Raw genomic sequence first — 20635 nt, 5'->3', positions numbered from 1 at the left:
AGCCCCCTCGGGGGCTTTTTCATATTCAATATGTCAGCCCGCTCGTCAGCTTGGCCTCGATATCCTCGTCGTCCGGCGACAGGCGTACATAGGGCACACCCAACGTCACCAACCGTTCACGCGTTTCATCGGCGAAGACGGCCAAATCGTCGTCGTGGCAATAAACCACCGCCGCTACGCCATGACGCTCCACCAGTGACGGCACCTCGCTGGGATAGTAAACCCGGACGCCTTCCACCTGGGTCCCGTGATGCCATGGATAATCGTCGATTGCCGCCAACGCGATATAACGACGCGAGCGAGCGAGCCGCGTTAGCACCCGATAGTGAGCGTAATCGAGACCACACACGATCACCGGCAAGCGCCGTCGAGCCTTCTTCCCTGAACGCCCCAGCGGGCGCCAATGAAGCAGCGCGCGGAAAAGGCCTCCTCCGGCATGTTGCGACATCGTCGTCTCCTTTCCGTTTACCAGGGTTAGACCGCCTGCCCACAGGCCACACCCGACGCCCAGGCCCATTGGAAATTGAAGCCGCCCAATTGGCCGGTGACATCCAGTACCTCGCCGATGAAACGCAAGGCGGGCAGGCCTTCCACCTCGAAGGTCTTGGAGGAAATCGCTCGCGTATCGACGCCGCCCAGTGTCACCTCGGCGGTACGCCATCCCTCGGTGCCGGCGGGCTTGAGCTGCCAACGTTTTAGTTCGCCCTCCAGGCGCGCGACTTCACGGTTGGACAACGCCCCTAACGGAGCGTCCGTCACACCGTTCCATTCGCACCAGGCCTGCGCCAAGCGCTTGGGCAGTCTCTCTCCCAGCCACGTGGATACACGCCGCTTGGGGGCATCGTGGCGCATCTCGGCCAATTCTCCGGCGACATCGATGTCCGGCAGCAAATCGATGGACAATGCCATGCCCGGTTGCCAGTGACTGGAGGCCTGCAGCATGGCCGGTCCCGAGACGCCGCGATGCGTGAACAACATCGGCTCACGATAGCGCCCCTCGCCGATATCGACCGTCACCGGGCAGCTCACGCCCGCCAGCGACGCCGCACGCTCACGCCATTGCGACGTCAGCGTGAACGGCACCAACGCGGCCCGCGTCTCGGATACTGTCAGCCCGAACTGACGCGCCACGTCATAACCAAAGCCGGTCGCGCCCATGGTGGGGATCGACAAGCCACCCGTGGCGATGACCACCGTGCCAGCGTCGATCACGCCACTCGAAGTCATCAGGCGCATGCCCTCGCCATAGCGTTCGAGTGACTCGACGGAGGTCTTGAGGCGAACGTCCACGCCCGCCCACTCACATTCGGTCAGCAGCATGGCCACCACCTGCTTGGCCGAATCGGCACAAAAAAGCTGGCCCGGCGCCTTCTCGACATACTCGATGGCGTGGCGCTCGACGAGCTCGACGAAGTGGCCTGGCGTATAACGCTTGAGCGCAGAGATACAGAAATGCGGATTGGCCGAGAAGAAATTCGCCGGCCCCGTCGCCAGGTTGGTGAAGTTGCAGCGCCCTCCACCGGACATCAGAATTTTCTTGCCCGCCTTGTTGGCATGATCGAGCAACAACACACGGTGCCCCGCGTATCCCGCGGTCGACGCGCACATCAGCCCCGCTGCGCCGGCGCCGATCACCACTACGTCATACGTCTGCGCCATCGTCGTCTCTCATTCCAGGCAAAGGGTGGCATTCTAAGCGTTATGCGACATCTCGACGAGCGCGGTGGCGTATGTCCCTCGTGCCGCGTTGAACGCAAGCCTTGGCCTATTCACCCAAACGTGAAAAAAGCGTGCATGATGTCGCATGCGCCAGTACGCCCTTTTATCCAGCGCCCGGGTCGGATACAACAAGAGACATTCAGCAACATTTCAGCGCACGCAGGCGCTGCTCCCGCAGTCGTCATCAACGAGCCGAGACAATAACGAGACACTATGCACGTACCTTCTCTGCTAGCCGTGACCGCCCATGGCCAACATCGCTGGGCGGTGGCGCTAGTTGGCCTATTGATGCTGGGCAGCGCCAACGCACAGGACACCGACACACGCACATCGGTCATCGCCGCACCCGTTACCACCACCCAATGGAGCGATCCGCTGGAAGCGCTGGGCACGTTGCGTGCCGACGAGAGCGTGACGCTTTCCGCCACCGTGACCGACACCATCGCCGAGCTCAGCTTCAACGACGGCCAACGCGTCGCGGAAGGCGACCTGCTGATCCGCCTCCACGATAGCGCAGAACAGGCCGAACTGCGTGCCGCTCAAGCCTTGCGCCGAGAACGCGAAAACGCCGTGCGCCGCGCCCGGCAACTCCAGGATCGCAACGTCGGCACCCGCGCCGAATATGAAGACGCCCAGGCCCAACTGGCGCAGGTCAATGCCCAGATCGACGAGATACAATCCAGCCTCGCCGACCATCGAATACGCGCGCCCTTCGCCGGCACCGTGGGCCAGCGGGACATCAGTGTCGGCGCCTTGGTCACCCCCGGCACCGAGCTGATCACCCTAGATAAGCTCGACCATATGAAGCTCGACTTCACCGTCCCGGCGACGTTTCTCGGCGCGCTTGAGCCCGGCATGTCACTGAGCGCCACCACGGCCAGCTATCCCGAACAGATTTTTCGTGGCGAGGTCACCAGCATCGGCACCCGCATCGACCCCGTGTCGCGCAGCGTCAGCGTGCGTGCTCAGTTGCCCAACCCCGATCGCACACTGCTCCCCGGCATGCTGATGATCGTGACCCTGGAGCGTCGTTCCCGCGAGACGCTGGTGGTACCGGAGTCGGTACTTGTGCCCAGCGGCGAACGCCAATACGTGATGCGCATTGCGCGCGACGCAGACAACCAGATTCAGCGCCGCCGGGTAGAGATCGGCGCGCGCCGCGCCGGCGAGGTCGAAATACACAGCGGCTTGCAAGCGGGCGACTGGGTCGTCAGCCACGGCACCACCCAGGTACGCGACGGCGACCACGTTGACATACTGGCGCTCGACGATGGCAGCCGTGAGATCAGTGACATCCTCAAGGCCGCGCGCGACGAAGAGGACAGCGGCTGATGCGTCTTTCCGATACCGCCATTCAGCGCCCGGTGCTGGCGACCGTCTTCGCCCTGCTACTGATCGCCTTTGGCCTCCTCGCCCTCGAAAGGCTCCCGGTGCAGGAATATCCTGCCATCGACCCGCCGGTGGTGAGCGTCGAAACGAACTACCCCGGCGCCTCGGCGGATGTGGTGGAAACTCGCATCACGCAAGTGATCGAGGACCGCATCGCCGGCATCGAAGGCATTGATCTTATCGAGTCGACCAGCAGCGATGGCGAGTCGGAAATCGACATCACCTTCAACCTCGACCGCGATATCGAAGCGGCGGCCAACGACATTCGCGATCGCGTCTCCGGGGTCAGCGACAACCTCCCCGAGGAAGCCGATCCCCCGGAGGTGGAAAAATCCGACAGCAGCGATGACGTCATCATGTGGCTGAGCCTCACGGCGGAAGGCTACTCGGTGCCCGAACTGACCGATTACGCCAATCGCTACCTGGTCGACCGCTTTTCCACGCAAACGGGGGTGTCGCGCGTACGCGTCGGCGGCGGCAAGGAATACGCCATGCGCGTATGGCTGGAGCGTAACGCCCTGGCCGCTCGTGAGCTTACCACCACCGATGTGGAAGACGCGCTGCGCGCCGAGAACGTGGAATTGCCCGCCGGCTTTCTGGAATCCGACTCACGCCAGTTCACCTTGCGCCTGCCACGTAGCTTCGAAACCGACGACGACTTCCGCGACCTGGTCATCGACCAGGGCAACGATGGCTATCTCACGCGGCTGAGCGATGTAGCACGTGTCGAGGTCGGCTCAGTGGAGGAGCGCTCGCTGTTTCGCGGCAACGGCGTGCCCATGGTCGGCCTGGGCATCATGAAGCAGTCCACCGCCAACATTCTGGAGGTCTCCCAGGGCGTCAAGGCGGAGATGGAGCGCCTGGAATCGACACTGCCCGATGGCATGCAATTGCGGCTCAACTTCGACTCCTCGGTGTTCGTCTCCGGCGCCCTGAAAGAGGTCGTGGCCACGCTGTTCATCGCCATGGGGCTGGTCGTCGTGGTGATCTTTTTGTTCCTGGGCAACATACGCACCACCCTGATACCTGCAGTCACCGTGCCGATCTCGATCATCGGCACCTTCATCGCCTTGAACGCCTTCGGCTTCACGCTCAACCTGCTCACGCTGCTCGCCCTGGTGCTGGCGATCGGCCTGGTCGTCGACGATGCCATCGTGGTGCTCGAGAACGTTCACCGACGCATGCAGCTTTACGGCGAAACGCCGCTCGTTGCCGCATTTCGCGGTACGCGTCAGATCGGCTTCGCCGTCATCGCCACCACCCTGGTATTGATCGCGGTGTTCGTGCCGTTGAGCTTTCTGCGTGGCGATATCGGCCGGCTGTTCACCGAGTTCGCGCTGACCCTGGCCGCCGCCGTGGCGATCTCGTGCCTGCTGGCGCTGTCGCTGGCGCCGATGATGTGTTCCAAGGTGCTTGACCCCCGCATGCATGAAAGCCGTATCAGCCATGCCGTGCATACCTTGCTCGACGCTACGCAGCGCCTTTATCGCTATGTACTGGTCACCCTTTTGCGGTGGCGCTGGTGGTGTCTCGTGGCATTCGCCGCGCTGCTCGGCGCCACCGTGTGGCTGTTCGGCGAACTGCCCAACGAGTACACCCCGCAGGAAGATCGCGGCAACTTCTTCATCCTCGTCAACGGCCCCGAAGGCGCCACTTTCGACTACATGCAGGATTACATGGACGAGATAGAAGCACGCCTGCTGCCAATGGTCGACAAGGGCGAGCTGCGCAACATCTCGGTACGCGCGCCGCGCGGCTACGGCAACATCGAGAACTTCAACGATGGCATGGTGGTGGTGAGTCTCGCCGATTGGGGCGAGCGGCGCTCGGCCTGGGCGATCATGGCCGACGTACGCCAGCGTCTCGCGGACCTGCCCGGCGTCGAGGCGGCCCCGGTGATGCGGCAAGGCTTTGGGGGGCGCATTCAAAAACCGGTGCAATTCGTCATCGGCGGTGGCACCTACGAATCGCTGGTCACTTGGCGCGATCGCCTGCTCGAACGCATTCGCGCGGACGAGGACTCGGGGCTGACCGCCCTGGATAGCGACTACAAGGAGACCCAGCCGCAACTGCGCATCGAGATCGACTACCAACGCGCCGCCGCGCTGGGCGTGAACGTCGACACCATCGGCCGCACGCTGCAAACGCTTCTCGGGGGGCGCAGCGTCACCAGCTACGTCGACGACGGCGAGGAATACGACGTCATCCTCGAGGGCGAGCGCGACACGCAGCGCAGCCCCAGCGCGCTGGACAACATCCAGGTGCGCTCCGACCGCAGCGGCGAGCTCATCCCCCTGGCGAGTCTGGTGACACTCAGCAACTATGCTGACGCCAGCGAGCTCAACCGTTTCAACCGCGTGCGCGCGATCACCCTGGAGGCCAACCTCACGGACGGCACCTCCATGGGCGAGGCCCTCGGCTACCTCAACGCTCTCGCCGACGACGAACTGCCCGCCGACGCCATGATCGACTACAAGGGTCCTTCGCGGGATTATCAGGAATCCAGCGGCGCCACCACCTTTTTGATGATCATGGGCTTGCTGGTGGTCTTTCTGGTGCTCGCGGCGCAGTTCGAAAGCTTCGTGCATCCGCTGGTCATCATGTTGACCGTACCCCTGGCGATCAGTGGCGCCCTGCTCGGCCTGTGGCTGACCGGTCAGTCGCTGAACATCTACAGTCAGGTGGGCATGGTGATGCTGGTAGGGCTGGCCGCCAAGAACGGCATTCTCATCGTCGAGTTCGCCAACCAGCTGCGCGACGAGGGCCGCGTCTTCCGTGATGCCCTGATAGACGCTTCGGTGACACGCCTGCGTCCGATCCTGATGACTGCCGTCACCACCATGGCCGGTGCCGTGCCGCTGATCTTCGCCAGCGGCCCCGGCGCCGAGACGCGGCTCGTCATCGGCACGGTCATCTTCAGCGGCGTGGCCGCCGCGACGCTGTTTACGCTACTCGTCGTGCCCGTGGCCTACGATCTTTTGGCACGACATACCGGCTCGCCCAACGATGTCAGCCGGCGTCTGGCGCATGAGATGGAAGGAACGTCAGGATGAGAGGAACGTCGTGATAAAAGCGGCACCGACACAGTCGGCGTCAGGCGCACGGCCAGCATGAAAACGGGAGAGAAAGGGGAAACGCAGGGAACGGCGAGGAAAATAAAAACCCCGGCCATCCTAGCCGGGAGTTTGCACGGCGCATCCTTCGCCGCACCTTCATTCTAAGAGGTTGTCGGTGATTTGCCTGTCAGAGATCAGCAACACGACCTGTGCGCCAAACGCACCACGTGGGGCATCTCGCTGTCAGGCAAATTCCTCGGTATCGATATCCGCCTGCTGCGCCTCGCTGTAGCGTCCGCCACGTACTTGATCGGGTGTCATCATCGCATTCAACTGTTCGCGCGAGGCCGCATCCAGCCGCAGCGTCTCCGCCGCTAGGTTTTCGCGCATATGCGCGACATCACGCGTGCCGGGAATAGGCACGATATCCGCGCCCTGCGCCGTCACCCACGCCAGCGCCAACTGCCCCGGGGTCATCTCCAGCTCATCGGCCAGCGCAGTGAAATCCGCCAGCAAGCGCTGGTTATGCGGGTAATGCTCGGCACTGAAACGCGGCATGCCACGACGCATGTCGCTTTCTTCCAGGTGCGCCGGGTCCGGCACTGCATCCGCGAGAAAGCCTCGGCCCAACGGGCTGAACGCCACCAGCGTGGTGTCCAGTTCACGGCATGCTGCAAGCAAGGCGATCTCGGGGTTGCGCGTCCACAGCGAGTATTCCGACTGCACCGCTGCCACCGGGTACTCTGCGTGAGCACGGCGCAGCGTCTCGGCGGAGACCTCGGAAAGCCCCACCGCACGAAGCTTGCCCTCTTCTACCAGACGACCCAGCGCCCCGACGCTTTCCTCGATGGGCACCTGGCGATCCATGCGATGCAGGTAATAGAGATCCAGCCGGTCGGTCCGCAGGCGCTGCAAGCTCGCCTCGCACTGGCGACGCAGCGTCTCGGGGCGTCCATCGATCACCTTGCGGCCGAGCGCCGGATCGATCGCCATGCCGCCCTTGCTGGCCAGCAGCAACTGATCGCGCCGCCCCTCGAGCGCCTTGCCCACCAGCGACTCGTTGGCCGTCGCTCCATAGAGGGTCGCGGTATCGAAATGCCGATACCCCATCTCGAACGCCGCCTGCAACGCCCGCACGCCCTCGGCCTCCGGCACCGGCGTCCCGTAACCATGGGACAGATTCATGCAGCCGAGCCCGATGGTCGGCGACGCAACCTCCTCGAGAAGAGACAACACATTCGACATGAGGAAATCCTTGTACGCGGAAAAGAAAACAACCGGCAAGCAACCGGGGTGACAGACACACAGCTTAGCAAGAGAACGGCAAGCAAGGCTGTGGTTTCCATGATATGCCTGAGGGATAGCGCTTCTGGGTAGCACCGCTGCGCACGAGACGAGTGTCGAGCGCATCAGACTCCAGGCGGCAATCATCGATACCATGCAGCTCATGTCCTAGCGCCACCACTCCCCTGCCCCCTGACGGCGAGATGCAATTCGTACGCTTCATGAATCTTTCGGGGAATGACTTAAGTATCAGTAACCAAAGTCGCATCCAGACGCTCTCAGATATGCCGATATGACAATGGCATGAAGCATTCACTCTGTCGACGGGAGCTCGTCTGGATGGCTACAACAAGACACGGTGCGCACCGCGGTATTTCGCTCAGCCTGCAGAATAAGGTCCTGCTGCTGGTACTCATTCCACTGTTGTTTATGACCATGACCCTGATCGGGGTGGTCGCCTACGACCTTGTCCAGGCGTCACGCACCGCCCTGGCCGAGCAGCGCGACATGTTGGTCGAATCGCGTAAAGCCGCCGTAGAGAACGTTATCGAGACCGCCAAGTCTGCCATTGAACCGATCGTCGCCGAGGCCGGTCCCGACGACGCCGAAGCTCAGGCCCGGGCTAAGGCGATCCTCAGCAGCATGCGCTTCGACGGCAACAACTACGTCTTCGTCTACGACTATCAGGGGACCACCCTGGTGCAGCCGTTGAAGCCGGAGAGCATCGGCAAGAGCGCCATCGAGACCCAGGACAAACATGGCAATCTGCTGATTAGCGACATGATCGAGCTCGCCAAGCAGGGTGGCGGTCATTATCAGTACGCCTGGCCGCATCCGGACAGCGGCGAGACCGAAGCCAAGTATTCCTACGCTACCGGTATCGACAAGTGGAACTGGATGCTGGGCGCCGGCACTTATGTAACCGGCATCGACGCGGCCATGGCCGCTGTCGAGGCTACTCAAGCGGCCGAACTGCGCAAAGTTCTGATCGCTACCGTACTGATCGGTGCAGCCATCTTCGTCGTCGTTGCCATCATCGCCTATTGGCTGACCCGGCGCACCATCCAGCCCATCCGCCGCACCGCTCATGCTATGCGAGACATCGCCCAAGGCAAGGGTGACCTGACCCGGCGACTCGAAATTGAAAGTCGCGACGAGGTCGGCGAACTGGCGACCCAATTCAATGCCTTCGTGGTACGCATGCAAGAGACCCTTCGCGAGGTGCGCGCCAGTACCGCACAGGTCTCTCACTCCTCGGACGAGATCGCCCGCAGTAGCGAAGAATTGGCAACACGTACCGACCAGGCTGCCGCCAATCTGCAGGAAACCTCGGCCTCGATGGAAGAGATTACCTCCACCGTCACGCATAGCGCGGAATCGGCCCAGCAGGCCAATCAGCTGGCCCAAACCACGGCCGACGTAGCGCGCCGCGGCGAAGAATCGATGAGCCAAGTCGAGCGAACCATGAGCGACATCAACGACTCGGCGACCAAGATCGGCGAGATCATCACCATGATCGACTCAATCGCCTTCCAGACCAATATCCTGGCACTCAACGCCTCGGTAGAAGCAGCCCGCGCCGGCGAGCACGGCCGCGGCTTTGCCGTAGTCGCAGAAGAAGTACGCACCCTCGCCAGCCGCTCCAGCGAGGCCTCGCGGGAGATACGTGAGTTGATCGACACCTCCGTGACGTACACCCGCTCGGGCACCGAACTGGTACGCAATGCGGGCGAGACCATGCAGGAGATTGTCACCAGCGTAGCCCGCGTCACCGATGTGATCGGCGAGATCAGCGCGGGCGCGCGGGAGCAAAGCAATGGCATCAGCCAAGTCAATGTTGCGGTGACGGAAATGGACACCATGACCCAGCAGAACGCCGCCATGGTTCAGCATACTTCCGGCAGCGCCGATGCCATGCGCGCGCATGCCCAGCGTCTGAGCCAGTTGATCAACGGCTTTGTGCTCGGCGAGGACGAGGGCTCGGCGACATCCCGTCCATCTGCTTCGCAGCCGGCGGGATACGCGGCACCGGTACGAAGCGAGAAAACCAAGTCGCCGGTAACCAGCGAGGGTGATGACTGGGAAGCGTTTTAGGCGCTTTTCAGACGAGGCCCAGAAACATGACATTGATATCAATCGCCTGATAGTCTGAATTGTGTTATTTCGTGAACAAGTTCAACTAAGCGAGAGGAGCCCGGCTAATAGCCAGATCCGCGCGCGCACAACCACAACAAAACGCTTACGAGGCATTCTTCCTTGATTCGAATCGACAACGTCTCCAAGGCGTTCGGCGGCTTGCAGGCGGTACGGGGCGTTTCCTTCGAGGTAGCGCAGGGCAGCATCACCGGCTTGATCGGGCCCAACGGGGCCGGAAAGAGCTCGCTGTTCAATATCGTCGCCGGACTCTTCCCCCCTTCCAGCGGCCGCGTGCTGCTCGACGGCCACGACATCACCGGCCTGCCGCCCCACAAACTCTTCCACCGTGGCCTGGTGCGCACCTTCCAGATTCCGCATGAATTCTCGCGCATGACGGTGCGCGAGAACCTGATGGTGGTGCCGCCGGGGCAAAGCGGCGAGAACCTGTTCAAGACCTGGCTGCGTTGGGACAAGGTCAAGCGGCAGGACAGCGAGGTGCTGGACCGCGTCGACGACGTGCTCGAGTTTCTGGAGATCACCCACGTCGCCGACGAACTGGCCGGCAACCTCTCGGGTGGGCAAAAGAAGCTGCTCGATCTGGGCCGCACGATGATGACCGACGCCAAGATGGTACTGCTCGATGAACCCGGCGCCGGCGTCAACCGCACCCTGCTGGGCAAGATCCGCGAAGCGATCCTGCGCCTCAACCGCGAACGCGGCTACACCTTCTGCGTCATCGAGCACGACATGGACCTGATCTCGGCACTCTGCGAGCCGGTCCATGTGATGGCCGATGGCGAGCTCATCGCTTCCGGCTCAATGGAGGCGCTGCGCCAGAACGAGGAGGTCCGCGAGGCCTACTTGGGCGGTGGCGCCAGCGGCCGGATGGGCGAAACGGCCCGCCAGCCCTCGACGGATGAAGGAGAGCCCTCATGAGTAGCCTGCTCGAAGCCAAGGGCCTCTATGGCGGCTATGGCGGCGCCGACATCCTTCAGGGCACCAACCTGCGCGTGGAAAGTGATGAGATCGTGGTCGTCGTCGGCCCCAACGGCGCTGGCAAGTCCACTGCCATGAAGGCGATATTCGGCCTGCTGCACATCCGCGAAGGCGAGGTCCGCTACCGCGGCGAGACAATCACCAACGCCAAGCCCGAACAGATGGTCCGCCGCGGCATCGCCTATGTGCCCCAAGAGAAGAACGTCTTTCCGTCGCTGACGGTGGGCGAGAATCTCGAGATGGGGGCCTACCTGATGAAGGGCGACCTAGCGCGGCGTCTCGACAAGGTCTACACGCTGTTTCCCAAGCTTGCCGAGCGGCGGCGCCAGCAGGCCGGACTGATGTCCGGCGGCGAGCGCCAGATGGTCGCCATGGGCCGTGCGCTGATGATCGACCCGCAGTTGTTGATGCTCGACGAACCCACCGCCGGCCTCTCGCCGCTGCTGATCGATGAAACCTTCGAGCGCATTCAGGAAATAAATGCCCAGGGCATCGGCGTGCTGATGGTCGAGCAGAATGCCAAGCAGGCACTGTCCATCGCCAACCGGGGTTACGTGCTGGCCACCGGTAGCAACCGCTACGAAGACACCGGCCCCAATCTGTTGGCCAACCCGGAAGTCGCCGAAATGTTCCTGGGGGGCTGAACCATGACCGATATCCTGCAACTTCTCATCTACGGCCTGGTATTGGGCAGCGTCCTGACCATGGGCGCGATCGGCGTGTCGATGATCTTCGGCATCCTGCGCTTCGCGCACTTCGCGCATGGCGATTTCATGACCTTGGGCGCCTACCTCGGCCTGTCCTTCATCTCGGCCTTCGGACTGAGTTCGTGGTGGGCGCTGCCCGCGGCGATGGTCGGCATGGCGGTGATCGCGGTGTTCATCGACCAGGTGCTTTACCGGCGCATTCGCCGTACCCAGCCGGTGATTCTGCTGATTGCCTCGTTCGGCATGGCGTTGATCCTGCGCAGCCTGGTACAGCTGATCTGGGGCTCTGACAACCAGACGTACGCCTCGGGCATCCAGTTTCCGTGGCAACTCGACTGGTTGGGCGGGATGCGACTCAAGCCCGATCATCTATGGATCATGCTGATCTCGCTGGGCCTGGTCGCCGGCGTGCACCTGTTCCTGACGCGTACCCGGCTGGGCAAGGCGATGCGCGCGATGTCCGATAACATGGATCTGGCGCTGGTATCGGGAATTCCCGCCGAGCGCGTGATCATGGTCACCTGGGTGATCGGCGGTGCGCTGGCAGGTGCGGCCGGCGTGTTTCTGGGTATCGACACGCGCCTGCATCCGGTGATGGGCTGGACCACCCTGCTGCCAGTGTTCGCCGCGGCGATTCTCGGCGGCATCGGCCGGCCCTACGGCGCCATCGCAGGCGGCATGATCATCGGCGTGTCGATGGAGATGTCGACGCTGCTGATTCCCGCCGCCTACAAGCCCGCCGTGGCCTTCGCGATCATGGTCGGCATGCTCATTCTGCGTCCGCAGGGCATCTTCAAGGGGACTGTGTGATGGAACTCACCGGCATCGCCTCGTACCTGATCTCGTTTCTGACCTTCGCCGGCGTCTACGCCGTACTCGCACTGGGCCTCAACATGCAGTGGGGCTTCACCGGCCAGTTCAACATCGGTGTCGCCGGTTTCTTCGCGGTCGGCGCCTATACCAGCGCGATCCTCACCACGCCATCGAGCCCCGCCTATCTGGGCGGTTTCGGCATGCCGTTCCTGGTTGGTCTGGCCGGCGCGGTCATCGCCTCGACGCTGCTTGGGCTGATCGTCGGCCTGATCACCGCGCGCCTGCGCACTGATTATCTGGCCATCGCCTCGATCGGCATAGCCGAGATGGTCCGCCTGTTCGTCAAGAACGAGGATTGGCTGACCAACGGCGTACGCGGCATCGCCGGCATCGAGCGGCCGTTCGCCGACACCGTGCTGGATAACCCGTTCGTTTACCTGGTGATCGTGGCGTTGTTCGTCGCTGGAGTGTATTTCCTGGTCCAACGCGCCTATGCCTCGCCCTGGGGCCGCGTGCTGCGCGCCATTCGCGAGAATGAGCCGGCCACCGCCGCGGCCGGCAAGTCGATCGCCGGCTTCCGGTTGCAGGCGTTCGTCCTGGGCTCGGCGATCATGGGCCTGGGCGGCGGGCTCTATGCCCACTTCTTCGGCTTTCTCAGCCCCGAGGCGTTCATGCCGCTCTACGGCACCTTTCTGGTCTGGGTGATGCTGATTGCCGGCGGCAGCGGCAACAATCGCGGGGCGATCCTTGGCGCCATCGTGGTGTGGGGCGTGTGGTCGGGAACCGAGCTACTCACCGGGATGCTGCCCTCAGAACATGCCACCCAGGGCGCGGCCCTGCGCGTGCTGCTGATCGGTGTGTTGCTGCAGGTGATCCTGGTCACTCGGCCCGAGGGGATTCTGCCCGAGAAGCCACCCAAGCTGATCGCCAAAAAACGCTGAGCACCTGCGTCGGCGACGCTCCAACGGCTTTCACCCTATACGTTTCCTGTCATGACAGTAACGACAACGCCCGGCCTAGTGAACTGACCCCCAATCGTTGGACGGTTAGTTCTCTTAACCGGCGGCCATGGCCTGAGTCCTGTATTGCACGGGGCTCAGGCCTTTTAGTCTCTGCTTGATCCGCTGATGGTTGTAGTAGTGGATGTACTCGGCAATGCCTTGCTGCAACTGCTCAACGGTATCGAACCGGTTCAGATGGAAGTACTCCGCTTTCAGGGTGCCGAAAAAACTCTCCATAGCGGCATTGTCCAGACAATTCCCTTTCCGTGACATGCTGCGCAGTATCCGCTTCTCCGCCACCAGGCGACGATAGTTAGGGTGGCGGTAATGCCACCCCTGATCCGTGTGCAATAGAGGCCGATCATCCGGCCTGAGCCGGTCAAAGGCGCTCTTCAGCATATGCTTCACTAGGCCGAATACCGGTCGTGGCCCAGTCTGGAAGGCGATGATTTCGCCGTTATACAGATCCATGACCGGTGACAGGTAGAGTTTCTGGTCATTGACCTTGAATTCGGTGATGTCGGTCACCCAGCGTTGATTCGGCCCTTGGGCTTGAAATCGACGCTGTAGCGTATTGGGAGCGGCATAGCCCTCGACGCCGCGATAAGCTCGATATCGTTTGGGGCGAACGCGGGACTTCAAGCCCAGCTGCTGCATCAACCGCTGGACGGTCTTGTGGTTGACCGCCTCGCCTGCCTGGCGCAGCACAGCGGTGATACGGCGATAGCCATAGCGTCCCTTGTGGTGATCATAGATCGCCTGGATACGCGCCTTCAGAGGCGCATACAGATCGTCAGCCCTCAGGGCCTTGAGCTGGTAGTAGAACGTGCTGCGCGGCAGCGATGCCGCACGCAGCAGCAGCGCTAGGGGGTGCTCATGCCTTAACCCTTGGACGGCTTGGGCTTTTTGCCCCGTGTCGTCGCCCGTTTCTCTCGGGCCAAGGCATCGAGCTTTTTTAGATAGGCATTCTCTGCCCGCAGATAGGCCAGCTCCTCGAGCAACTCCTCATGGGAGCGCTCACCATCGGCGGGAGGCTCAGGCGTTGGCGATGGGGGCTTCTGGGGCATCGGGCGGCGTCCCGTACGTTTCGGTTCCAAGGCAGTTAGGCCACCACTATGGTACTGACGCTCCCATCTGCCAATAGCGCCAGCAGCACGGATATCAAACAGGATCTCGGTCTGTCGGATCGACAAGCCGTCGCGCCACCTCCTTTCCAGCACCTCACGCTTGAACGCTGGGCTGTAGTGACGGCGTGTTTGGCGCCATCCCAAAGGCCCATGCTGCCGGTACTGCTCCACCCATCGCCTGACCATGGAATAGTCCAGACCCAACTGATGGGCAACCACTTCTAGGCCGACATCTCCACTCAGGTATTGCTGCACCACTTGCAGCTTAAACTGGTCGCTGTACTGGTTCTTCATAGAAACACCCCGAAGGTTGGATTGGATGTCCAACTTTCGGGGTGCAGTTCACTAGGCCGGGCGTTGCGTGGGTACTGCTGAAAAGATCGTCGCGTCGGCCAGTCGATATCCGACCGCCTGACGAGCGATTACATCGTGGGTTCGAAGATTCGGTTAGTCACCACTTCACCGTCCTTGAACGCCCACTCGCCGAAGGTCCCCGGTACGTCGCCGTTGTCATCGAAGTTGACCGAGCCGGAAGCACCTTCGTAATCGATCTCCTGGCCTTCCTCGAGCAGCTTGGCGGCCTTCTCGAATTCGCCCGGACCGACCTGCTCGCCCGGCGGATTGGCGACGGCACGCAGCTGATCGCGAATCGCCACGCTATCGGTGGAACCCGCCGCCTGGGCCGCCAGCGACAGCAGATAGAAAGCATCGTAGGCGGTATCCAGATAGGGCTTGGGCGGCAGCGAGCCGTATTCGCTCTCATAGGCACTGCTGAAGTGCTGAGCCCCCGGTGAATCGTCGCGGGCCTGCGGCACGGTACCCACCGAGCCTTCGAGGTATTGAGCGCCCAGGTTCTCGACCAGCTCGGGGGCCTTCATACCGTCGGTGAACACGAAGTTCTGGAAGAAACCGCCTTCCAGAGACTGACGCAGGATGGTCTGTCCGTTCTCCGGGTACCCGACCAGTACTAGCGCGTCCGCATCGTCGCTGGCCGCCTGCTGCAGTTCACCGCGATAGGCTGCCTGACCTTGCTCGTAAGCTACCGTCTCAGACACCGTACCCCCCGCCTTTTCGAAAGCCTGGGTGAAGGCCTCGGCCAGCCCTTTGCCGTAGTCGTTGTTGATATAGATGATGCTGACATTGTCGTAGCCCTTCTCCTGCGTCACCTCGGAGAGCGCTACGCCCTGGAAGGCGTCCGACGGCACGGTCCTGAACAGGAAGTCGTCGTCATCGAGCGAGGTAATGACCGGCGAAGTCGAAGCGCTGCTGATCTGCGGTATCTGTTCGCCCTTGGCAACGCTCTGCGCCACGGGAATGGTCACCCCACTGGAGAGCGCGCCCATGATCGCGCTGACGCCCTCGATGTTGACCAGCTTCTGGGCCGCGGCGACGCCGGGCTGCGGCGAGGTCTGGGTGTCGCCACTGCTGATCGCGACGTCTTCACCGAGCACGCCGCCGGCGGCATTGATCTCCTTGGCGGCAAGTTGCGTCGCCTTGAGCGCGGGTTCGCCATAGCTTTGCAGGTCGCCGGTCAGCGGCACCAGCACACCGATCTTGAGCGGCTCGGCCAGGGCGGAAAGACTGGTGGCCAAGGCCACCGCGGAAATAGCACCGATAAGCGGTTTCTTGACGGTCATTGCAGAAGACTCCTTGTGCAGACCTTAATTGTTGATTGATCGGCGGGTATGACCCTTCATTTTGCTATCAACCCGACATTCAGCATAAGCGGATCGCTGACATTAGACAAAGCATCGGGGAGAGAGAACATCGATGAAGAAATTTGAATCCAAAGATGAGAACATAAGACATTCTTTTTAATACGGATTTACGTCATGTTGAGTGACTCACCCAGCCACTACGGCAGCCTCACGCGATCCCTGCACTGGCTCATCGCGATTCTGGTCATCCTTCAGCTGACCAGTTCGCTGTTCAATATCTTCTGGGAAGGGAACGTCTACAGTCAGGCTGTCGTGCAGTGGCATACCACCATCGGCGTCGGCATTCTCTCCTTGATGGCCATACGCACGCTGTGGGCCATCTCGCAACTCAGGCACCGACCAGAGCACCGTGGCTCACTTCAAAAGGCGGCGATATGGGGTCACGCGCTGATGTATCTGGTGCTGTTGCTGATGCCGCTCTCGGGTATGGCATTCACTTGGGGGTCAGGCTATGGCGTATATGTATTCGATACAGCGTATTGGGCCGACGCCGATGTGCCCTGGGCCGCCACGTTCGGCCAAATCCATGCACCACTTTCCTGGTTCCTATCCGCGCTGGTAACCGGGCATATCGTCATGGCTGGCTATCACCGGTTGATTCGGCGTGACGACACGCTACACCGGATGCTCGGGCGCTAGGCGATGTGGCCGTCTCTATTCTCCCCTGATGGGCCACTTCCCGGCCGCTACCAACTCAGCGGCCGGGCGTGGCCGCCCGAATAGGACAGCGATGCATAGCTGGACGGGAAGCTACCAAGACGGCTTTCGTGCTCCCCTTCATCAGCTCGCTTGGGTACACCTCCTTTGCTACCCGAGATGTAGTGCCGGAGTTCACGGCAGATGAAGATGCTGAGAGAGCGTTTTTTCGAACAGCCGATATTGTAATCGGTAACCGCACCACTAAGGTTTTGGATGCCCATCGTGACGATGAGTAGAGTAATGAAACGGAAGCGTGAAAAACAATAGGCTTTAACTGCCGAAAAGGAAGGGCCCCTGTTAGAAGGGCCCTAATAGTATCTATGTCTCAACTTCTTTGACTACTTTACCTTGTTTTTCAAAAAGCGTTGTTGTGCCCGAGCCGAACTCACCCTGCCTATCTTTATAGGCCTCGATGATCTTTAAAACATTCTCATCCACCGCGAACCTAATCACGCCATCTAGTGGGTGAGTCCTCCATCGTCCATCTATGCTTGCCCAAATAATAGTGTTGTCGTCAATCTTGCAGCGATATCTCCACTGTTTACCATCTTGAGGGCGTGTATAAGATACATAGTATACGCTCCCCTGCGTACCGTCTATCTGTGTTATGCTGTAGGATCTCCCCATTGCAGCGGCCACACCTGCTCGACATATTTCAGCTTTTCTAAAGGGGGCTGAGTTAGGGCTTTCTTCAATTTCTATGGGGTGTTTATTGGGATTGGGGGAATTGCTGTCAGAAGAACTAATCCCCGCGCTTTCAGTGCTACCTACTTTCTTGTCACCATCGTCGAAAAACGCTACCATGTCTTTCGTTTCAAAATCTTGTACTGCAGGAACTATGTATCCCCATGAACAATAGGCAAGAGCCAGGACCCCTAGAACACTTACTATATACGATGAAATGCCTTTCTCTTCCTGTCTAGCTTTGTCTTTTTCGATCAGCGCTTCTTGGTTAGACAAAAATAAATATTTATGCACCCCGCAATGAGGGCATTTCCTTGCTGAGGCATTAACCATTTTCCAGCACTGCGTACATCTAGTTGAAGACATTACAAACCTTTTCTCGCTTACGTCTTAGACACAAACAACTTAACATCTCTTAATGCTGTTTTTAAAGATGAAAAAGGAGGATCTTTTATATTGAAAGTTATTTTAGTAAACTTACCTCCCTTCTAGGAGATCGCCAACCCTCACCTTGTTAACCTTTGACTCATTTAAAATGCATCGTAGTGCTGAAATTATTTTTTCAGAAGCTTCTAGACCATTTTCACAAGGAAGGCGGCCAAATCGTTCAGAAAACACAACAAACTTTTCCACTACACCTCTTACGCTAGATGACTCAATTCCTTTAATCAAATCCACAATTTCAGTCACCTCACCGCTTGCTATCACTTTGCTGGTATTTGAGTCTATCTCATACTCGTTTTTAAAAATCCCTAACATAACTTCCTGTACCTGAAGACCATCTACATACTCTTGAGTAGACTTTACAAACCCCGCATAGACATCCTGATCCCAGTGATCGATAAAATGCATGGCTGAAATGTCTTGATCAAGCATCACATGTGACTTTGCAAATCTCGGGTTTTCCCTAAAAAAATTACCAACAACATCACCAACGTCCCTCTCCTCATCGATCCTCTTTATTAAAATAATCGCATTATTAAAGTTAAGGAGAGAGATATCCTTTGGATTTTTTGTGACCCCCTCCCACAACAGATCGAGAACATCGTCTGTTCTAGCATAGAAATCTTGATGATAAAGCTGATATGCTTTTCTCAAGGCCGGACTGTTCTCAAAATGCAAGTCATCTAATTTCACAACAGCTTCATCAAGACAAACAAAATCTACGAACCCTTGTAAAACAGACAACCTCACACATTGTTCCAAAGGTGGGTGCACAGTGCTAAACCCCACTTCAGAAATGAGTTGCTCCCAATTCTTTTCTTTTGGTGTCAGGTTACCATTATCATCTGGAAGCCGAATGGCTTGGTACTTATTATCAATAAAATCCAAAGGCGGTGAGTCACTTGCATACTTAATCCAGCAGTGCACTGTCAACGAAATAATGAGGGAATTTCGCAGAAAGGCAGGATGGTCTTGGCCAATCACTCTTGAAAACTTCTGGTAATGTAAAAATATCCTCTCAACAACCCTAATGTTATTCACTCCCAAATTTTCAAAGCACTCTCTAAACGCACCCTTCTCATCCTCATCCAAGTTGCGGCAAACAATTTCATCTAAGTACTCATCTACATTCAACGAAAACTCAATCTCCACATCTGCCAACTTCTCAAACGAAGATCGAAATGCCGACTCATCGCTATCGTTCGATACATTCGATATTATTACAGCCTTACATCCCATACTACTTTTTAGATAATCAACCAGCCCAAAAACAGTTTTAACATCCAGCCCCTCACCTCTTCTTTCCAAATCATCAACACAAACAAGCGACCCTTTGATTGAACGAAAGTTAAGATCATTCACGAAAAAGCTAGCTATACTAAACGGTGGGTAGGACTCGAAATATTTCAAAAGCCAAGAAAAACAAAAAACAACCATGTACCAAAGAAACTTCACCACACCAACGGCCTTATGGAACACTGAATTCTCAGGCCTTTTTAGATATTTTAAAAACGCACCAGGTTTGAATAAAACCTTTTTATCTCTAGAAATCGCCTTTTTAACCTCCCCCAAGGAAGTGAGCCCGAACATAGAGCTATAAGAGTACTTTCGCCACCAACTCTCTTGGAAATAAGGATCGTTTTGTACAACATCTTTCCAAAAGCATGTTTTCCCCGCACCCCAGTTTCCATGAATAATCAAAACCTTCTGGTCTTCATCGTGCAAAAATTCAGCAACAATATTTTTATAATGCTGATACTTTCCACCATCCATAAGCGTCACCTATCACTACAAGAGCTTACAAAGCTCGTCCAATACTGACCTGGCATCACCCTAAGATTTCCACGTCCTTCATGCTCTCTAGCTGGACAATTTCTTTTCATAACGTGAATAATCGCTGATCAACAGCCAGGCCCCGCCCACGACGCGTTGCACGCGCTTGATGCTTACCTCTGAGCTAGTCCCGAATAGCTAAGGACCACACATCCGCCTACCACTCAAAACACTTAGGAAACACTACCGAAAGCCACAGTAGCTGTCATTCCTAAATGAGCGGATATGCGACCAGACGGGGATGGCGAAGAAGAGGGCAGGAGCCCAGTAAGTGCGGGGAGGTTCCTCCATAAGGCAGGCACAAAAAAAGCCGCTGATGGCTCAGCGGCTTTTTTAAATTCTGGCGGAGGGGGAGGGATTCGAACCCTCGAAGCCTTTCGGCTTACACGCTTTCCAGGCGCGCTCCTTCGACCACTCGGACACCCCTCCGCAAATTGTCGTCCCGTCGGGCGGCGTTGCATGTCCGTCAGAACGGCGCACATACTATCGAGCTAAGTGCTGTTTTGCAAGCGATTTTCCGTCTCGACGGGGAATCACTTGAGTACCGCGTAGCTGCCCTGAGCTTCCATGCAGAGGGTGTCGCCGCAGTAGACGCGCTGAACGAGTTTGATGCGCCCTCTCCCCTTCTCCGCCAGCGAGGCTTCCAGGCGGGCAATGCCGTCCGCTTCGAGAGGGAAGCACTGCATGTGATAGTCCGTGGTAACGGGGGCGAGAAAACGCTGCTGGCCTTCGGCGATCACCACGTCTTGCGCCCTGCCCTGAGCGCGTAGCCATAGTGTCGTCCAGCACCAGCCGAGCAAGGTGGTTTCGCCGGCGAGCGCGCCGCCGAAGCCGGTACCTTTGTCATTGAGGTTGGCATCCAGCGCGACTTGCCAGTGGAGCGTCGTCGCGTCCCAGGCAGGCGAGTGAATGCCGTAATGCGCAACCTGCGGGATCGCCTCACGCAGCCAGGCGAGAAAGCTCTCGAGATCGTCTCCATCGCTCGCCTCGGGCAACGGCAAGCGGGGATGCATCACCCCCGGGCGGCGT

The 20635-nt window shown here is 59.0% G+C and carries 16 protein-coding genes and 1 tRNA gene; 8 read left to right on the top strand and 9 right to left on the bottom strand.

Annotation, left to right across the window (positions count from 1 at the left end; genetic code table 11):
• Window positions 1-25: 25 nt before the first annotated feature.
• Together SR908_RS14540 and SR908_RS14535 are read right to left on the bottom strand one after the other, a co-directional pair.
• Window positions 26-448 carry a nucleoside-diphosphate sugar epimerase/dehydratase gene (locus SR908_RS14540; RefSeq protein WP_246921420.1) on the bottom strand — a complete coding sequence of 141 codons (423 nt, stop codon included), beginning with the start codon at window positions 446-448 and terminating at the stop codon, window positions 26-28.
• Window positions 449-474: 26 nt separating this feature from the next.
• The gene (locus tag SR908_RS14535) at window positions 475-1659 is read right to left on the bottom strand and encodes a BaiN/RdsA family NAD(P)/FAD-dependent oxidoreductase (protein WP_246921423.1); all 1185 of its coding nucleotides are present in this window, start codon (window positions 1657-1659) and stop codon (window positions 475-477) included.
• Between the two features lie 273 nt (window positions 1660-1932).
• Between SR908_RS14535 and SR908_RS14530 the strand changes: the two genes are divergently transcribed.
• Window positions 1933-3051 (top strand): efflux RND transporter periplasmic adaptor subunit, encoded by a 1119-nt coding sequence (locus SR908_RS14530; protein ID WP_246921426.1) that lies wholly within the window; start codon window positions 1933-1935, stop codon window positions 3049-3051.
• Window positions 3051-6161 (top strand): efflux RND transporter permease subunit, encoded by a 3111-nt coding sequence (locus tag SR908_RS14525; RefSeq protein ID WP_246921429.1) that lies wholly within the window; start codon window positions 3051-3053, stop codon window positions 6159-6161. Before SR908_RS14530 ends, SR908_RS14525 begins: the two co-directional genes overlap by 1 nt.
• A gap of 246 nt (window positions 6162-6407) precedes the next feature.
• On the opposite strand, the gene SR908_RS14520 is transcribed toward SR908_RS14525, so the two are convergent.
• Window positions 6408-7409, bottom strand: a complete 1002-nt coding sequence (locus SR908_RS14520; RefSeq protein WP_246921432.1) for an aldo/keto reductase — start codon at window positions 7407-7409, stop codon at window positions 6408-6410.
• Window positions 7410-7787: 378 nt separating this feature from the next.
• Between SR908_RS14520 and SR908_RS14515 the strand changes: the two genes are divergently transcribed.
• From SR908_RS14515 to SR908_RS14495, 5 genes are all read left to right on the top strand, one after another.
• Window positions 7788-9542: a methyl-accepting chemotaxis protein gene (locus SR908_RS14515; protein ID WP_097024201.1), complete on the top strand. Its 1755-nt coding sequence runs from the start codon at window positions 7788-7790 to the stop codon at window positions 9540-9542.
• 162 nt (window positions 9543-9704) lie between these two features.
• Window positions 9705-10520 carry an ABC transporter ATP-binding protein gene (locus SR908_RS14510; protein ID WP_097024202.1) on the top strand — a complete coding sequence of 272 codons (816 nt, stop codon included), beginning with the start codon at window positions 9705-9707 and terminating at the stop codon, window positions 10518-10520.
• Window positions 10517-11224 (top strand): ABC transporter ATP-binding protein, encoded by a 708-nt coding sequence (locus SR908_RS14505; protein WP_097024203.1) that lies wholly within the window; start codon window positions 10517-10519, stop codon window positions 11222-11224. Before SR908_RS14510 ends, SR908_RS14505 begins: the two co-directional genes overlap by 4 nt.
• 3 nt (window positions 11225-11227) lie before the next feature.
• Window positions 11228-12097, top strand: a complete 870-nt coding sequence (locus SR908_RS14500) for a branched-chain amino acid ABC transporter permease (RefSeq protein WP_097024204.1) — start codon at window positions 11228-11230, stop codon at window positions 12095-12097.
• Window positions 12097-13041 carry a branched-chain amino acid ABC transporter permease gene (locus SR908_RS14495; RefSeq protein ID WP_179703129.1) on the top strand — a complete coding sequence of 315 codons (945 nt, stop codon included), beginning with the start codon at window positions 12097-12099 and terminating at the stop codon, window positions 13039-13041. Before SR908_RS14500 ends, SR908_RS14495 begins: the two co-directional genes overlap by 1 nt.
• Window positions 13042-13155: 114 nt before the next feature.
• On the opposite strand, the gene SR908_RS14490 is transcribed toward SR908_RS14495, so the two are convergent.
• Together SR908_RS14490 and SR908_RS14485 are read right to left on the bottom strand one after the other, a co-directional pair.
• Window positions 13156-14522, bottom strand: a protein-coding gene (locus SR908_RS14490; protein WP_407652255.1) for an IS3 family transposase whose coding sequence is annotated in 2 segments (ribosomal slippage) — window positions 13156-14060 and window positions 14060-14522 — 1368 coding nt in all. Because the reading frame shifts where the segments join, the coding sequence is not laid out codon by codon here.
• A gap of 128 nt (window positions 14523-14650) precedes the next feature.
• The gene (locus SR908_RS14485; RefSeq protein ID WP_246920974.1) at window positions 14651-15865 is read right to left on the bottom strand and encodes an ABC transporter substrate-binding protein; all 1215 of its coding nucleotides are present in this window, start codon (window positions 15863-15865) and stop codon (window positions 14651-14653) included.
• Window positions 15866-16060: 195 nt separating this feature from the next.
• On the opposite strand from SR908_RS14485, the gene SR908_RS14480 reads away from it, so the two are divergent.
• The gene (locus SR908_RS14480; RefSeq protein WP_246920972.1) at window positions 16061-16585 is read left to right on the top strand and encodes a cytochrome b; all 525 of its coding nucleotides are present in this window, start codon (window positions 16061-16063) and stop codon (window positions 16583-16585) included.
• A gap of 378 nt (window positions 16586-16963) precedes the next feature.
• Here the strand turns inward: SR908_RS14480 and SR908_RS14475 are convergent, their stop codons facing one another.
• The 4 genes from SR908_RS14475 to SR908_RS14460 all read right to left on the bottom strand — a co-directional run bounded on the left by SR908_RS14475 (window position 16964) and on the right by SR908_RS14460 (window position 20619).
• The gene (locus tag SR908_RS14475; protein WP_246920971.1) at window positions 16964-17662 is read right to left on the bottom strand and encodes a hypothetical protein; all 699 of its coding nucleotides are present in this window, start codon (window positions 17660-17662) and stop codon (window positions 16964-16966) included.
• Window positions 17663-17806: 144 nt separating this feature from the next.
• Window positions 17807-19546, bottom strand: a complete 1740-nt coding sequence (locus SR908_RS14470; protein WP_246920969.1) for a hypothetical protein — start codon at window positions 19544-19546, stop codon at window positions 17807-17809.
• Window positions 19547-19947: 401 nt separating this feature from the next.
• Window positions 19948-20035: transfer RNA gene (locus SR908_RS14465), tRNA-Ser, on the bottom strand.
• Between the two features lie 104 nt (window positions 20036-20139).
• Window positions 20140-20619: a YiiD C-terminal domain-containing protein gene (locus SR908_RS14460; RefSeq protein WP_246920991.1), complete on the bottom strand. Its 480-nt coding sequence runs from the start codon at window positions 20617-20619 to the stop codon at window positions 20140-20142.
• Window positions 20620-20635 lie beyond the last annotated feature (16 nt).

The sequence above is a fragment of the Chromohalobacter canadensis genome (assembly GCF_034479555.1).
Taxonomy (GTDB): Bacteria; Pseudomonadota; Gammaproteobacteria; order Pseudomonadales; family Halomonadaceae; genus Chromohalobacter; species Chromohalobacter canadensis.
Note: the sequence above shows the minus strand (reverse complement) of the source record. Positions and strands in the feature narration are given on the sequence as shown.

Bases quoted from the DNA above. Each gene is read 5' to 3' on its own strand.
- SR908_RS14540 (WP_246921420.1), bottom strand. From the start codon at position 448: ATGTCGCAACATGCCGGAGGAGGCCTTTTCCGCGCGCTGCTTCATTGG.
- SR908_RS14535 (WP_246921423.1), bottom strand. From the start codon at position 1,659: ATGGCGCAGACGTATGACGTAGTGGTGATCGGCGCCGGCGCAGCGGGG.
- SR908_RS14530 (WP_246921426.1), top strand. From the start codon at position 1,933: ATGCACGTACCTTCTCTGCTAGCCGTGACCGCCCATGGCCAACATCGC.
- SR908_RS14525 (WP_246921429.1), top strand. From the start codon at position 3,051: ATGCGTCTTTCCGATACCGCCATTCAGCGCCCGGTGCTGGCGACCGTC.
- SR908_RS14520 (WP_246921432.1), bottom strand. From the start codon at position 7,409: ATGTCGAATGTGTTGTCTCTTCTCGAGGAGGTTGCGTCGCCGACCATC.
- SR908_RS14515 (WP_097024201.1), top strand. From the start codon at position 7,788: ATGGCTACAACAAGACACGGTGCGCACCGCGGTATTTCGCTCAGCCTG.
- SR908_RS14505 (WP_097024203.1), top strand. From the start codon at position 10,517: ATGAGTAGCCTGCTCGAAGCCAAGGGCCTCTATGGCGGCTATGGCGGC.
- SR908_RS14500 (WP_097024204.1), top strand. From the start codon at position 11,228: ATGACCGATATCCTGCAACTTCTCATCTACGGCCTGGTATTGGGCAGC.
- SR908_RS14495 (WP_179703129.1), top strand. From the start codon at position 12,097: ATGGAACTCACCGGCATCGCCTCGTACCTGATCTCGTTTCTGACCTTC.
- SR908_RS14485 (WP_246920974.1), bottom strand. From the start codon at position 15,865: ATGACCGTCAAGAAACCGCTTATCGGTGCTATTTCCGCGGTGGCCTTG.
- SR908_RS14480 (WP_246920972.1), top strand. From the start codon at position 16,061: ATGTTGAGTGACTCACCCAGCCACTACGGCAGCCTCACGCGATCCCTG.
- SR908_RS14475 (WP_246920971.1), bottom strand. From the start codon at position 17,662: ATGGTTAATGCCTCAGCAAGGAAATGCCCTCATTGCGGGGTGCATAAA.
- SR908_RS14470 (WP_246920969.1), bottom strand. From the start codon at position 19,546: ATGGATGGTGGAAAGTATCAGCATTATAAAAATATTGTTGCTGAATTT.
- SR908_RS14460 (WP_246920991.1), bottom strand. From the start codon at position 20,619: ATGCATCCCCGCTTGCCGTTGCCCGAGGCGAGCGATGGAGACGATCTC.